The sequence below is a fragment of the Mesorhizobium sp. WSM4810 genome, from assembly GCF_055811235.1.
Genome location: NZ_JBVVQV010000032.1, coordinates 1 through 14,174, shown reverse-complemented (window position 1 = coordinate 14,174; position 14,174 = coordinate 1). Strand labels below are relative to the sequence as shown.

The window sequence follows — 14,174 nt, the reverse complement described above, 5'->3', positions numbered from 1 at the left end:
TCCACAACGACAGCAACCCAAGGGAGGAAGAAATGTCGTCCAATCCGTTCAAGCCAACGAGAAGGCAAGTCCTTGCAGGAACCACGGCGCTCGCCGCCGCGGGCCTGGCCGGCCTTCGCCCGAGCTTTTCCGCCAGCGTCGACTGGAAGCGCTTTTCCGGCACCACGCTCGATGTCAATCTGGTGAAAAGCCCGCGCAGCGACACCATCCTGAAATACATCGCCGAATTCGAGGAACTGACCGGCATCAAGGTCAATGCCGAGGCGACGCCGGAACAGCAGCAGCGGCAGAAGACAGTGATCGAGCTCAGTTCCGGCAGACCGAGCTTCGATGTCGTGCATTTGAGCTATCACGTGCAGAAGCGCCAGTTCGAAAAGGGTGGCTGGCTGGCCGACATTGCCGGCTATCTCGCCGATCCGACCCTGACCGATCCCGGCCTGGTCGAAAGCGATTTCGCCGAGGCCGGCATGCTTTTCGCCAAGGACAACCAGGGCGTGCTGCGTTCGCTGCCCTTCTCGGTGGACTACTGGATCGTCTACTGGAACAAGGAGCTGTTCGAGGCCAAGGGCCTCAAATACCCTGAATCGTTCGACCAACTGGTGGCCGCCGCCGAAGCGCTGACCGATCCATCGACCAACACGTTCGGTTTCGTCGCCCGCGGCCTCAAGAATGCCAACACGCCGGTGTGGACGTCGCTGATGCTCGGCTACGACATGACGCCGCTCGACGACAAGGGAAAGCTGCGCACCGAAACGCCCGAGGCGATCGAGGCCGCTGCCCTCTACCAGAGGCTGATGACCAAGTCCGCCCCTCCGGGCGTCACCGGCTTCAATTGGGCGGAAGCGCAGTCCGCCTTCCTGCAAGGCAAGATCGGCATGTGGTTCGATGGCGTCGGTTTTGCCCCGCCGATGGAAAATCCCGAAAAGTCGCGCGTGGTCGGCAAGGTCGGCTACGGCGTCATGCCCAAGGGGCCCAAGGCGCATGCCTCCGGGACGTTTGGCGACGGCCTCGGCGTGACCGCCTCCAGTGAAAAGAAGGAGGCCGCCTATCTGTTCTGTCAGTGGGCGGTTTCCCCGGCGATGGGCGCACGCCTGCTCCAGGCCGGCGCCGGCGTGCCTTTCCGCAAGTCGGTGCTGGAAGACCCAAAGGTGCGCGAAGGCGTCACCATGCCGGCAAGCTGGCTCGATGCAGTGGTTCAGTCCGGCAATATCAGCAGGCTGGCGCTGCCGGTGATCATCCCTGTCACCGAGTTCCGCGACATCTACGGCGTGGCGTTGACCAACATGATTGCCGGTGCCGATCCTGCCGAAGAACTGAAGAAGGCCACCGCGCAGTTCCAGCCGGTTCTCGACAGGAGCGAGCAGGGCTGATGTCCGCCATCGCCCCTGAACGCACCGGGGTGACGACGCAAGCCATCGAAGGGAGCCAGACGATCCGGCTGGCTCCCAACTACTGGCCCTTCGTCGTTCCGGCGCTCGTCGTCGTTAGCGCCGTGATCGTCTTTCCCTGGGCGTTCACGCTCTGGATGAGCGTCAACCGCTGGACGCTCGGCCAGTCGCGGAGCTTTGCCGGGATGGAAAACTATCTCCGCCTGGCCAGCGACCCGCGATTCTGGGAATCGCTTGTTCATACGCTGACCTACACCTCGCTGTCGGTGGCAGCGCCGATGTTCTTGGGCACTGTCGCCGCCCTGATCTTCGACGCCAGGTTTCCGCTGCGCGGCCTGCTGCGCGGCGTCTTCGTCATGCCGATGATGGCAACGCCGGTTGCCGTGGCGCTGGTCTGGACCATGATGTTCCATCCCCAGCTCGGGGTGCTCAACTACCTTCTATCGCTGGTCGGCATCCCGGCGCAGGAATGGATATTCAACGCCAACACGGTCATCCCTTCGCTGGTCGCGGTCGAGACCTGGCAGTGGACGCCGCTGGTGATGCTGATCGTGCTGGGCGGGCTGGCCTCGGTGCCGCGCGAGCCGTTCGAGAGCGCCGAGATCGACGGCGCCAATGCCTGGCAGCAATTCCGCTACCTCACTTTGCCGATGATCGCGCCGTTCCTGATGATTGCGTTGATCATCCGCACCATCGATGCGCTGAAGAGCTTCGACATCATCTATGCGATGACCCAGGGCGGACCGGGCACGGCGTCCGAAACCATCAACATCTATCTCTACAACACCGCCTTCTCCTATTACGACATCGGCTATGGCTCGGCCATGGCCGTGGTGTTCTTCATTGTCATCGTGGCGCTGTCCTTCATCCTCCTGATGCTGCGACAGCGCTCGCAGTGGAACGACGCGGAGGGCAAATAGATGAGCTCACGGTTGCTCAACCAGATCGGCCTGTTTTTCGCGGCTCTGGTCATCGTCTCGCCGGCGATTCTTTTCTTTCTCTGGATGATCTCGCTTTCGCTGAAATTCGAGATCGACAACGGCGCCTATCCGCCGATCCTGATCCCCGAACGCTTCGCCTGGTCGAACTATGTAAAAGTGTTCGAGGAGAACAATTTCCTGCTCTATCTCTGGAATTCGGTTCTGGTGACCGGCACGGCGACACTGCTGGCGCTGCTGATCGGCGTACCGGCCGGCTATGGCATAGCGCGGCTCAAGGCCGAAAAATCGGCGGTCGTCATCATGATCGCCCGCATGACGCCGGGACTGTCCTATCTCATCCCGCTGTTTTTGCTGTTCCAATGGATCGGGATACTCGGCACGCTCTGGCCGCAGATCATCATCCACCTGGTGGTGACGGTGCCGATCGTGGTCTGGGTGATGATCGGCTATTTCGAAACCACGCCGATGGAACTGGAAGAGGCGGCCAATATCGACGGCGCCAGCTCCTGGCAGGTGTTCCGGCTGGTCGCCCTGCCCATCGCCAAGCCGGGCATCGTTGTCGCCTTCATCCTGTCGGTCATCTTTTCGTGGAACAATTTCGTCTTCGGCGTGGTGCTCGCCAGCCGTGAGACGCGGACGCTGCCGGTCGCCGTCTACAATATGCTTTCCTACGAGCAGGTGAGCTGGGGGCCGCTCGCCGCCGCCGCACTGGTGGTGACGCTGCCGGTGCTGGTGCTGACCATGTTCGCGCAAAAGCAGATCGTCGCCGGACTGACCGCCGGCGCGGTCAAGGGCGGCTGAAGACGAACTCTAGCTCGACATCAATTTTTCTCCCGGAGAAATCCAATGGCATCGGTAACCATCAACAACGTGCAGAAGGCTTTCGGAGCCACCAAGATCATTCACGACGTCAGTGTCGATATCGCCGACGGCGAATTCGTCATCCTGGTCGGCCCGTCGGGATGCGGAAAGTCGACGCTGCTGCGCATGATCGCCGGACTTGAAACGATCTCGGGCGGGAAGATCACCATTGGCGAACGCATGGTCAACAATCTGCGGGCGCGGGACCGCAACATCGCCATGGTGTTCCAGAATTACGCGCTCTATCCGCATATGACCGTGGCCGACAATATGGGCTTTGCGCTCAAGATCAAGAAAGCCGATCCGGCCGATACCGCCGGCCGCGTCAGGAATGCCGCCAATATCCTCGGCCTGGAAAAGCTGCTTGAGCGCTATCCGCGTCAGCTCTCCGGCGGCCAGCGCCAGCGCGTTGCCATGGGCCGCGCCATCGTGCGCGACCCGCAGGTTTTCCTGTTCGACGAGCCGCTCTCCAATCTCGACGCCAAGCTGCGCGTCCAGATGCGCGGCGAGATCAAGGCGCTGCACCAGCGGCTCGGCACCACCACGATCTACGTCACGCATGACCAGATCGAAGCCATGACGATGGCCGACAAGATCGTCGTGCTGCATGACGGCCTGGTCGAGCAGATCGGCGCGCCGCTCGACCTCTACGACCAGCCGGCCAACCTCTTCGTTGCCGGCTTTATCGGCTCGCCCGCCATGAATTTTATTGCCGGCCGCATCGAGGAAGGCGTGTTCCGCAGCGCTGGTGGGCTGATCCTGCCGCTGCCGGAAGGCGCCCGTCCGACCGACGCTGCAGGACGCGAACTTGTCTACGGCATCCGTCCCGAGCACATCCGCGCAACTGCCCAGGGCATGCCGGGCACGGTCACGCTTCTGGAAGCCACGGGTTCGGAAATCTTCGCCAAGGTCGACTGCGCCGGCGAGGAAATTGCCTGCCTGTTCCGCGAGCGGCTGCCGCTCAAGCAGGGCGCGCCGATACGGATCGAAGTCGATCGCGCCTGCGCCCACCTGTTCGAAGCGAAAACCGGCCGGCGTATGTGATTGGCGTGGCCTGCGCGGCGGGTTCGCCGACGCCAAGACGATACTCACGCAAAAGCGTCGCAGTACCAATTGCGGCGCCTGTCGCCACACGCGTTTCCACCGACGTGCAACAACCGATGGTACTGGACAGAACGGTGTTGCGCGAACTATCGGCCCTTCGAGAGCCTTGTGAGAAGCGCGACCAGCTCCGACTGCCGATGCGTCTGCGTCTTCGCGAAGACCGATTTCAGCTGGTTGCGCCCGGTCTCATAGGAAACGCCAAGTTCGTCGGCTGCCGCTTCAACGCCGTGTCCCGCGCAAATCTTTCTCGCCAGCCTCGCTTCGGACGCTGTCAGCCTGAAGCAGGACTGCAGCACGGCTTCAGCAGGAGGAGGTCTCGCGTCAGGATCAATGAGGATGACGATTGCCTGGCACGGCGCCAGCGCGTTGTAGGAGACTTTCGGCAGTCGCAACGGATAGGCAAGAAGCGGCCGCCCTTGCAGTCTGGGCAGCGGCACGGGTGGCATCGATGCGGCAGTGTCCGGCGAACACAGCAGCGCTTTCAGCGATCGGTCGAGAGCATCGGTCGCGGTTCGGTCAAAGGAGACCAGACGTCGGCGCGTAATCTGCAGACCCCGCCCCAGAAGCCTTTCCGCCGGAGCGTTGGACCGGAGGACATTGCCACTTCTGTCCAACATGACCGCAGGCGTTTCGGTGGCGCTAAACGCATCCAGTGCCGCGTCGGCCCTCCCGAAACCTATTGCCCGCGCAACTGCGGCCACAGAGCCCAGCTGTTTCGAAAGGTCCGCCAGCTGTCTCATCTCGTCTGGCGTAAACGGACCCTGTTGGATCGACCGTTGCAGCGACAGCGCCCAGAAGTCGTCTCCGGCGGCGATCTTGACGGCCGCGCACCATCGCAGGCCGAATGGCGCGAGGAATTCCTGGTAGTATGGATGCTTGGCGATATCGTCTGACGTCAGCAGGTCGAACTCCGAGGTGACCCCTTTCCGATCGAGGAAGTTGATGAGGCGATACCGCTCGTCGCGGTCAATCCAACCATCGCGGACATAGGTGTCGAGAGCAGGGGCCATGGTGTGGCTGCAAGGCACGAGTGGCAGGTGCCCTTTTATGTCGAAGAGCAGCGCTCCGGCGCTCCCGGTGGCCTTTTCTGCCACCTCCATCGCGGAATCCCAGCGTGATGGATCGAGGGCTGCCTCGACAAAGGCAACACCGATCGCGTCAAAATCGAAAGCAGCGCCCACCGCCAGCCCCTTGGTAGGCACCCATCTAAACACACCGAATCTCGAATAGCGAGTCGGGCCGCCCTCAGGGCCGCCCGCGATCGTGATGCAGCTTGGCGGTGCTTGCCGCCAGGAGAACTAGTGTTTTCTGGGCAATGTTGAAGAGCGATGCCTGAACCGGAACGGCGACCTCATCTGCTTTGGCGACCTTATCGCCGCAGCCCGCTGTGTTGCTGGCTCCTGCCACTGCTCCTCCGCCGCGGCGGTGAACTGCGGAGCCTGCATCCGCCCAATGCACTCAGTCTTCAGCTTGCGTCTGGGGTTTGCCAGGAAGTCGGCGACGACCTCCGATCCGCAAGGGTCGGAATCGATCACATCGTGCCCAATCCCGCGAAGCACGACGACCTGCCCAAAAGGAAGGCTTTTGGCCGCACGATATGCCCAGTGAGTTGGTGTTGCCGGATCATACTCGCCCGACAACAGCAGGGTCGGGATATCCAGGCGGCGGGGATGCTTTTGCGAAACCGTCATTCCCTGGGGAAACCAGAGCGGGCAAACCCAGGTATAGTCGGCCTCTCCGATCCACTTCGTCCAGTATTCGAAGCGCTTGTCAGGCAGCTCGGATCTGTTGGTCTCAGAGCAAGTGACCGAAAAATCCATGCCCTGCGCAATCTCGGTATCGTCATGCTCAAAGATCATATCCGCAAGCGGTCTGAAATCGTTTTCGTATGTTTTCTCGACTAGCTTTGGAAGATCTTCAATAGCGTAACTATCATATAGCAACCCGAATATAAGCTCAAGAAAATCTGCGCCGGAGACATATCTGTACTGAGCGGGAGCGTTTTCTCCGTCATCGCTCCGCAAAAGCACCGGCTGTTTGTCCAGCTGCTTTACGATCGCTCGCACCGCGTCTCCCAGCCCGCGCATGCAATTTTTTGATTTTTGGCAATCTCGTTCCAGCAGTCGCAAGGAACGATCCAGATTTCGCCCATCTTCCTTGAGGTAGTCGATATCAAGGGGAAGAACGGAATCCAGAATGCTCGCCGAGACGCCCTCTGGATGCTCGTTCATCACTTCCAAGGCAACTCTTGTGCCGTAAGAGACGCCGTAGAGTACCCACTTCTTTATGCCAAGAGCCATGCGAACGTCGTTGACGTCTGCTGCATTTTCGGCGGTGTTGTAGGCGAAGAGGTCAATGCCCTTTGCTATCAGCGCGCTTCGGCACGCGACCACCTCATCTCTCATGAGCTTGTCAAAGCTGATTTCAGCATCGACGCTTAGCGAAATGGAGTTCCAATGATCGGCCTTGAAGTATCGCGAACAGCTGAGCCTGGGAATTGACTTTCCTATCCCTCGTTGGTCGACCACGACCACTCGGCGCCCGATCATCCAACTTTGATCGCTTATGAACTGCCACCATGCCGCTATGTCTTCCCTGTCGCCGATATCAGTGGGCTGGCCAGGCCCGCCCGTGAGAAACACAACGGGCTCATGCCGCTCGCGGTCGGGCTCGAAGACCACCACCGATAGAGTGATTTCAGTCTCAGAAGCTTTTTTGCGGTTTTCAGGGACATTGAGAGTCCCGCAGGTCATTCCACGGTCGCGCGGAACCTCGAACCAGCAATTCGTTTTCTTGAACTCTCCGGCATGGATATCCCCGCTCCACGCGCAAAAGAGAAGTACAGCTGACGCGAGCTTAAGGAGTACTCGATCCAGATTGATGAACATACGTCGAAAAGAGGCGCGCATGTTGCCCTCCAGCATGAAGCAAGGCCTGAAGCATTCGCTCGCCACCCACTGAGCTTTGACATCAGCGCGGTCGTAGGAATGATCGTAGTTTCCCCCTGCCCCACCAATTGCCAAGTGCGATTTTGCTCGCAGCAAGCTACCCCTCATCAATAATAGAGTGGTTCCATGGGCCGCGCATGACCCATTTGGGTATAGGATCATGGCGACCGTGGCGTCAGGGCAGTTGTCACCGTTGCCGTACCCCTGAGCCTGTGGAGCGCGCCGACTTACTCCGTCGGGCGGCGGCAGCAATCCAGGGCTATCGTGACGAGATCGCCGTCGCGTTCGGGTTGGCGCATGCCGACGAGATCGTCGGCATGCACGCGATTGCGAATCCCACAATGCGCTTTGCCTGGAACGCTATCGCGACGGGCACAAGAAGAATGCCGCAGCGATGGAACGACCAACAATTATCGTGATCACAACCGTTTCACGTTAACCGTTAGGAAACGACGGGCTTGTTAAATGAGTTTCCCCAAGGGGCATAAATATGGCACTTCACCTTTCGGCGGATGCGGTTCCTGTGGCGGCGGCCCCACAGAAGTATCTTTTTGGTCCGGTCGCTGACTTTCTCATGCTTGGCGGGAGCGCGTTCCTCATCCTGCCGGTCTTGTTTTTTGTCCCTCTTAAATACGAAGGTTTCGTGGGCGCAACGATGTTGTTGCTGGCTCATCTGATAAACCATCCGCACTTTGCCCACTCGTATCAACTTTTCTATCGCAATTTCGGGCGGAAGGTGCGCGGAGACGGATATGACAAGAACCTTCAGGTCCGTTACATCTTCGCGGGCATTGTCGTCCCGCTGATCATGGGCGGCTTTTTTGCTTACGGTTCAATAGCGGGGAATGCGCGCCTGCTGGGGTATGCTGGCAATGCGATGGCCTTTTTTGTGGGCTGGCACTATGTCAAGCAAGGCTACGGCGTGCTGATGGTGGACGCCGTATTGAAGCGCAGGTTCTTCAACGAGCAAGACAAGAAAGTGCTGCTGTTCAACGGCTATGCCGTATGGCTGTTCGCTTGGCTTCAGACAAACGCGGTGATCACCGAAAGGCAATTCTGGGGCTTGGACTACTACACATTTGCCGCCGCCTCATGGGTCACCAATATTGCCGTATTTGCCGCCGCTGCTTCCACGGCAGCCACGGTCGTGATGCTGATCAATCGCTGGCGCAAGCATGGTGGCACGCTACCGTACAACGGCGTCGTCGCTTACGTCGTGTCTCTATACGCCTGGATTCTATTTGTGAGGATAAACCCGCTCTGGTTGCTTGTGGTGCCGGCGCTCCATTCGTTGCAGTACCTGGCGGTGGTCTGGCGTTATCAGACCAATGTAGAGCTCGACCGTTCAGATGCTGTTATAGAACCCGAATTCAAGGTCCTGTCCATTATTGGCCCGATGTATAGGTTGCGAGTGCTGGGCTTTATCATCATTGGCAGTATTCTTGGGATTCTCGGTTTCTGGCTGGTCCCGATCGCGTTGTCTGCTTTGATTCCTTATAATAAAGAGGTGCTCGGCTCGTCGCTGTTCCTCTTCATAGCGTGGATATTCATCAACGTGCACCACTACTTCCTGGATAACGTTATGTGGCGACGAGGCAATCCAGAGGTATCAAAATATCTGTTCCGCTAGTCACTTGCCGCGGCAAGCTTATGATGGCCACAGGTAGCCGGCCGGACCGCTCGCCACATCGGGCGTAAGCATCCGAATTGCACTGCTCGGGCCTATTGCAACGTCCGCGAAAGCGTCTCTCCGATGCCGCAGGCGCTGGTGGTGGTGGTGCCGTTGCTGATCGGTGGCAGCGGCCTCGTCCTAATTTCAGTGCTGCTTCTGGTTTTCGCTCTTGCCACGGCTATGGTCGTGAAAAATCCGCTCATGCTGCCCGCGGTGGCTTCGCCATAGCCCGACAGAATCACGCCGCCCGCCAAACCGCCACCCGCTCTAACCCGATACACCCGAGTTATAACGCCGCGTCCGCCACCGGTTTTGCCCCGGTTACGGCGATGGCTCGCTAAGTAATTGAAAAGCGTGGTGATCCCGACAGGAATCGAACCTGTGACCTACAGATTAGGAATCTGCCGCTCTATCCTACTGAGCTACGGGACCACGCGGCCGACACATAACCGCTTCGGATCGTTTCGCCAAGAGGCAAGGTTGCGGCAAGCTTGACGCAATCGGCCGGTCGCGAGTGGACCGCAAAGATGAGCCGGAAACAGCGGAACTTCGGACCACCGCCGCGCTTTAGTGTGCCGAAGGAGAGACCCGCATGAGTGCCACGAAAGAATTCTTCGAAACCTGGCTCCAGGAGAACGTCGGTAACCTGCCCGCGGAAAGCGAAGTGAGCGTGGCCGTCCTGGTTCAGCAATTCGAGCAGGATGCCGATGCGGCCGGCTATGGTCACGAGGTGCGCCAAGACGAGATCGGCGACATCGAAGAGGCCATTGAGAAAGCTCTGAGCAAGGCCAGGACAGGCGAACAGCCGCCGGCTGCCGATCCGGCCGAAGAGAGTGATCTGGCGCCCGTCATGGAGGCGCTGGAGGTCGACGACCCGAAGAGCGGGCCGTAGCGGTCCCAGGCAACATCGGATGGCAGCCGACCAGCGGTTGCGGCTCTCCCCTTCCACTCTACATGACCCGGCATGATAGATGCCAAACACATCACACTCGGCGTCGTGATCGGCGTGGCTATCGGCGTCGCATTGGACAATATTATTGCGGGTATCGGAATCGGTATCGCCCTGGGCATTGCCCTGGGTCTTGCGCGGAGGCGGTCCGGTCGGAAGCGACGATCGGAGCATCGCCACGTCCCGGGCCCGACCGCCTTGTAGCCATCCCAAATCACGGCGCACCCCTCGGATCAAGCCGCAGGGCGGTTTTATGGCCGATGCATCAGGCGGCCAGCGCCGTCTCCGCGAGCTTCACCCAATAGCTCATGCCGTGCGGGATGACCTCGTCATTGAAGTCGTAGGCAGGGTTGTGAAGACCGGCGGTGTCGCCATTGCCGATGAAGATGAAGGCGCCCGGCCGCGCTTCCAGCATGTAGGAGAAATCCTCGCCGCCCATCACCGGCTGGATGGCGCGTTGCACCTGTGCCTCGCCGGCGATTTCAGCGGCGACATCGCTGGCAAAGACCGTCTCCTCCGGATGGTTGAAGGTGACGGGATAATTGGCTTTGTAATCGACCTCGATCGTTGCGCCGAAGGCCGCGCCGACGCCCTCGCAGATGGCGCGCAGGCGCTGCTCAGCCTTCCTGGCGACCTCCTTCTTCAGCGTGCGCACGGTGCCGGCGATCTCGGCGCTCTCGGGAATGACATTGTAGGCGTCGCCGGCGTGGAATTTCGTCACCGACACCACGACAGCCTCGACCGGATCGGTGCTGCGCGAGGCGATCGTCTGCAGAGCGCCGACGAGCTGGCTGGTGATGACGATCGGGTCGATGGTGCCGTGCGGCATCGCCGCATGCCCGCCCTTGCCCTTGACTGTGATGGTGAATTCGGCGGTCGCCGCCATGATCGGGCCCGGCTTGATGGCGAATTGTCCGACCGGCAGGCCCGGCATGTTGTGCATGCCGAACACCTTGGAGATGCCGAAGCGCTCCATCATGCCGTCCTTGACCATCTCGTTGCCGCCGCCGCCGCCTTCTTCGGCCGGCTGGAAGATCACTGCGACGGAGCCGGCGAAATTGCGCGTCTCGGCAAGATATTTGGCGGCACCAAGCAGCATTGCGGTGTGGCCGTCATGGCCGCAGGCGTGCATCTTGCCAGGAATGGTCGAGGCGTAGGGTTTGCCGGTGATCTCGTTGAGCGGCAGCGCATCCATGTCGGCGCGCAGGCCGATGCTCGTGCCTTCGCCCAGTCGACCGCGGATGATGCCGACGACACCGGTCTTGCCGAGGCCGGTCACCACGTCGTCGCAACCGAAGGCCTGCAGCTTCTCGGTGACGAAGGCGGCGGTCTCGAAGACGTCGAAATTCAGCTCTGGCGTCTGGTGCAGATGGCGGCGCCAGCCGGCGACCTCGTCTTGCATTTCGGCGGCGCGGTTCAGGATCGGCATGATGTTCCATCTCGCTGTTGGAGCAGACGGCTTCAGCCTGCTGCTTTTGCAATTGTGCCTGCTGTATTAGAATTGTCATTCAGGCACTTTGCCATCTTGACGTCACATAGGCTAAATAGCACCGCAAGATAGTGATCCGGATAGAGGGACCGGATCACCATGCTGGCGATCGCGTAACAAATCTTACGGAGCCAGAGGCGACTGCGGCAAGAGGCGATTTCGGATTCCACATGCGGTACAGGCATTTCCTCAAACTAAAGCGCGTCGCGTTTGACCGGCCTCATGCGACGCGCTTTAGCGTTGTTGTTTTTATGCATGTCGTTATCGCAAAACCGCTGCGCACCTTTGCGCGACATGCATTGCTGGCGTGCGCTGTGGCGCTGCCGGCGCTGGCCGGTCCGGCTCTCGCCAATCCGACGATCGTGTTCGACCTGGAGAATGGCAAGATCCTCCAGCACCAGGAGGCTTTCAGGCGCTGGTATCCTGCCTCGCTGACCAAGCTGATGACCGCCTATGTGGCGTTCCGCGCGATTGCTGCGGGCGAGGTCCGGCTCGATTCGCCGATCAAGGTCACCAAGCGTTCCGCCAGCGAGCCGCCGAGCAAGATGGGCTTCAAGCCGGGCTCGGTCATGCGACTCGATAACGCGCTGAAGATGATGCTGGTCAAATCGGCCAATGACGTCGCCATGGCCGTCGGCGAGAACATCGGCGGTTCGCAGGCCGCTTTCGCCGAACGCATGAACGCCGAGGCGCGCCGGCTCGGCATGACCGGAACGCATTTCGTCAACCCGAACGGGCTGTTTTCGCCGGACCAGTATACGACTGCGCGTGATCTCGGCTTGCTGGTGATGGCGATCCGCACGGAATTTTCACAATATGCCCCATGGTTCTCGATCGAGGGCCTGGCCGTCGGCAAGAAGCATATCTCGAATTACAATCTCCTGATCGGCCGCTATCCCGGCGCCGACGGCATGAAGACCGGTTTCGTCTGTCCCTCGGGCTTCAACATGATCGGCTCGGCAACACGCGACGGGCGCACGCTGGTGGCAGTGGTGCTTGGCGAGAAGTCGGCCATCACCCGCGCCGAGACCGTCGCCAGGCTGCTCGACCACGGCTTTGCCACGCCGACACCGGGCTGGCTGACGGTGGCCGCGCTGCCTTCCTATGGCGACACCACATCGATCAACAACCTGAATGACGAGATTTGCAGGAAGAAGCCGGCTAAGGAGCAGTCGGAAGCTCCCCCCGTCGGCGATAAGAATGCGGCAAAATCTCCCTATCGAAAAAAACTCGATCACGCGCCGACATTGGTCGCAGTCGGCCTTGGCGGCGCCACCGGGCCGATACCGAAAGCCATGCTCGATGCATCGGGCCAGGAGTATGCCGACGTGCCGCTGCCGAGTTGGCGGCCCGACCTGCCGCCGCCGCCCGGCGCCGAGCCGGCAGTGATCGGTTCCGCTACTGCGGCCCAGGAGCCCGCCAAGGCGGTGAACTAGTCTGATGAGCAGCGGCTTTCCCATCGCCGTCTCGGTGCTGACCGGTTTTCTCGGCGCCGGCAAGACGACGCTGCTCAACCGGCTGCTCAGGGATCCCGCGCTCGCCGACACCGCGGTCATCATCAACGAGTTCGGCGAGGTGGCGATCGACCATCTCCTGGTCGAACAGGCCTCCGACGGGATCATCCAGCTTTCCGACGGCTGTCTCTGCTGCACGATGCGCGGCGAACTGGTCGACACGCTGGCCGATCTCGTCGACCGGCTGCAGACCGGCCGCATCGCCAGGCTTGCCCGCGTCGTCATCGAAACCACCGGCCTCGCCGATCCGGCGCCGGTGCTGCAGTCGATCATGGCCCATCCGGCGCTGGTCGAGGCCTTCCGGCTCGACGGCGTCATCACGCTAGTCGACGCGGTCAACGGCGATGCGACGCTAAACGCCCATGTCGAGGCGGTGAAGCAGGCGGCGGTCGCCGACCGCATCGTGCTGACGAAAACCGATCTGGCCACCGATCCGCGCGACGTCGAGGCCTTGCGGGCGCGGCTGCGGCAGATCAATCCGGGTGCCGAACTGCTCGATGCGGGTGACAGAAGGACCGATGTAGCGGCGCTGTTCGATTGCGGCCTCTACAACCCAGCCACCAAGTCCGCCGACGTGCGGCGCTGGCTGGGCGAGGAAGCCGCCCATGATCACCACCACCATGACGACCATGACCACGGCAACCACGACCACGATCATGACCATCGGCACGATTCCCGGGTGCGCTCCTACTCGCTCGTTCATGAGGGGCCGGTGGCGTTTTCGGCGATCGAGATGTTCCTCGACCTGTTGCGATCAGCACATGGCGAGCGCCTGCTGCGCATGAAGGGCGTCATCGAATTGCTGGAAGACCCGTCGCGGCCACTGGTCGTCCACGGCGTCCAGAAGATCCTGCATCCGCCGGCGCGGCTGCCGTCCTGGCCGGACGGCCAACGCGGCACAAGGCTGGTGCTGATCACGCTCGACATGCCGGAAGATTACGTCCGCCGGCTGTTTGCCGCTTTCACCAACCGGCCGTCGATCGACACACCGGACCGCGCAGCGCTGGAAAACAACCCGCTGGCCATCGCCGGGCGGTGAAGCGGCTGATCTCCCCCTCGAGGGAGGAGATTATCCCGCTCAGCCGCCGCCGCGCTCGACCAGAAAGCGATGGCCGCCTGATATCGCTGCCGTTTCGATCAATCGATGGCCGCTCTCGGTGCAGAAGGCTGGAATGTCGATGACGGCGAGGGGGTCAGTGGTTTCGAGCCATAGCCGGCTGCCCGGCCTCATTGTGGCCAACCGCTTTTTTGCCTTGAGCACGGGCAACGGGCAGTTCAGGCCTTTGAGGTCGTAGACAGGGGCGGGGG

General features: G+C 60.9%; 15 protein-coding genes and 1 tRNA gene. 11 read left to right on the top strand and 5 right to left on the bottom strand.

From position 1 onward, the window contains the following. The first annotated feature begins 32 nt into the window (after window positions 1-32). From AC0L3O_RS30485 to AC0L3O_RS30470, 4 genes are read left to right on the top strand one after another with little or no spacing between them, the layout of a single operon-like run. On the top strand, window positions 33-1,370 hold the full coding sequence (locus AC0L3O_RS30485; RefSeq protein ID WP_473536183.1) for an ABC transporter substrate-binding protein: 1,338 nt from the start codon (window positions 33-35) through the stop codon (window positions 1,368-1,370). Next, window positions 1,370-2,308, top strand: coding sequence for a carbohydrate ABC transporter permease (locus AC0L3O_RS30480; protein ID WP_287361537.1), 939 nt, complete (start codon window positions 1,370-1,372; stop codon window positions 2,306-2,308). The genes AC0L3O_RS30485 and AC0L3O_RS30480 overlap by 1 nt, the downstream gene beginning before the upstream one ends. Beyond that, a complete protein-coding gene (locus AC0L3O_RS30475; protein ID WP_023797160.1) occupies window positions 2,309-3,130 on the top strand; it encodes a carbohydrate ABC transporter permease in 822 nt (273 codons plus the stop codon). 45 nt (window positions 3,131-3,175) lie between these two features. Continuing rightward, on the top strand, window positions 3,176-4,234 hold the full coding sequence (locus AC0L3O_RS30470; protein ID WP_287238216.1) for an ABC transporter ATP-binding protein: 1,059 nt from the start codon (window positions 3,176-3,178) through the stop codon (window positions 4,232-4,234). A 146-nt stretch (window positions 4,235-4,380) separates the two neighbouring features. Here AC0L3O_RS30470 and AC0L3O_RS30465 read toward each other — a convergent pair whose 3' ends face one another. After that, window positions 4,381-5,508 (bottom strand): helix-turn-helix transcriptional regulator, encoded by a 1,128-nt coding sequence (locus AC0L3O_RS30465; protein ID WP_473617450.1) that lies wholly within the window; start codon window positions 5,506-5,508, stop codon window positions 4,381-4,383. 84 nt (window positions 5,509-5,592) lie between these two features. After that, on the bottom strand, window positions 5,593-7,338 hold the full coding sequence (locus AC0L3O_RS30460) for an alpha/beta hydrolase (protein ID WP_473617449.1): 1,746 nt from the start codon (window positions 7,336-7,338) through the stop codon (window positions 5,593-5,595). A gap of 116 nt (window positions 7,339-7,454) precedes the next feature. Here AC0L3O_RS30460 and AC0L3O_RS30455 point away from each other — a divergent pair, with 116 nt between their 5' ends. The 3 genes from AC0L3O_RS30455 (at window position 7,455) to AC0L3O_RS30445 (ending at window position 9,142) form a co-directional block, all read left to right on the top strand. After that, window positions 7,455-7,661: a hypothetical protein gene (locus tag AC0L3O_RS30455; protein WP_473617447.1), complete on the top strand. Its 207-nt coding sequence runs from the start codon at window positions 7,455-7,457 to the stop codon at window positions 7,659-7,661. Window positions 7,662-7,732: 71 nt separating this feature from the next. Then, window positions 7,733-8,872: a hypothetical protein gene (locus AC0L3O_RS30450; protein WP_473617446.1), complete on the top strand. Its 1,140-nt coding sequence runs from the start codon at window positions 7,733-7,735 to the stop codon at window positions 8,870-8,872. 123 nt (window positions 8,873-8,995) lie between these two features. Next, window positions 8,996-9,142: a hypothetical protein gene (locus tag AC0L3O_RS30445; RefSeq protein WP_287283892.1), complete on the top strand. Its 147-nt coding sequence runs from the start codon at window positions 8,996-8,998 to the stop codon at window positions 9,140-9,142. 127 nt (window positions 9,143-9,269) lie between these two features. Here AC0L3O_RS30445 and AC0L3O_RS30440 read toward each other — a convergent pair. Then, window positions 9,270-9,346 (bottom strand) — tRNA-Arg (locus AC0L3O_RS30440). A 160-nt stretch (window positions 9,347-9,506) separates the two neighbouring features. Between AC0L3O_RS30440 and AC0L3O_RS30435 the strand changes: the two genes are divergently transcribed. Both AC0L3O_RS30435 and AC0L3O_RS30430 read left to right on the top strand, forming a co-directional pair. Next, window positions 9,507-9,806, top strand: a complete 300-nt coding sequence (locus AC0L3O_RS30435; protein WP_023797167.1) for a DUF768 domain-containing protein — start codon at window positions 9,507-9,509, stop codon at window positions 9,804-9,806. A 72-nt stretch (window positions 9,807-9,878) separates the two neighbouring features. After that, the gene (locus AC0L3O_RS30430; protein ID WP_473617445.1) at window positions 9,879-10,067 is read left to right on the top strand and encodes a glycine zipper domain-containing protein; all 189 of its coding nucleotides are present in this window, start codon (window positions 9,879-9,881) and stop codon (window positions 10,065-10,067) included. Between the two features lie 61 nt (window positions 10,068-10,128). Here AC0L3O_RS30430 and AC0L3O_RS30425 read toward each other — a convergent pair whose 3' ends face one another. After that, window positions 10,129-11,292, bottom strand: a complete 1,164-nt coding sequence (locus AC0L3O_RS30425) for a M20 aminoacylase family protein (RefSeq protein WP_287341960.1) — start codon at window positions 11,290-11,292, stop codon at window positions 10,129-10,131. Window positions 11,293-11,603: 311 nt separating this feature from the next. On the opposite strand from AC0L3O_RS30425, the gene AC0L3O_RS30420 reads away from it, so the two are divergent. Together AC0L3O_RS30420 and AC0L3O_RS30415 are read left to right on the top strand one after the other, a co-directional pair. Further along, complete coding sequence (locus AC0L3O_RS30420; protein WP_473617444.1) at window positions 11,604-12,788, top strand: D-alanyl-D-alanine carboxypeptidase family protein; 1,185 nt, start codon at window positions 11,604-11,606, stop codon at window positions 12,786-12,788. Window positions 12,789-12,792: 4 nt separating this feature from the next. Then, window positions 12,793-13,905 (top strand): CobW family GTP-binding protein, encoded by a 1,113-nt coding sequence (locus tag AC0L3O_RS30415; RefSeq protein WP_473536188.1) that lies wholly within the window; start codon window positions 12,793-12,795, stop codon window positions 13,903-13,905. A 39-nt stretch (window positions 13,906-13,944) separates the two neighbouring features. Here AC0L3O_RS30415 and AC0L3O_RS30410 read toward each other — a convergent pair. Beyond that, window positions 13,945-14,174 (bottom strand): sulfurtransferase TusA family protein (locus AC0L3O_RS30410; RefSeq protein ID WP_287174413.1); only part of this gene is annotated, 230 nt, incomplete at its 5' end.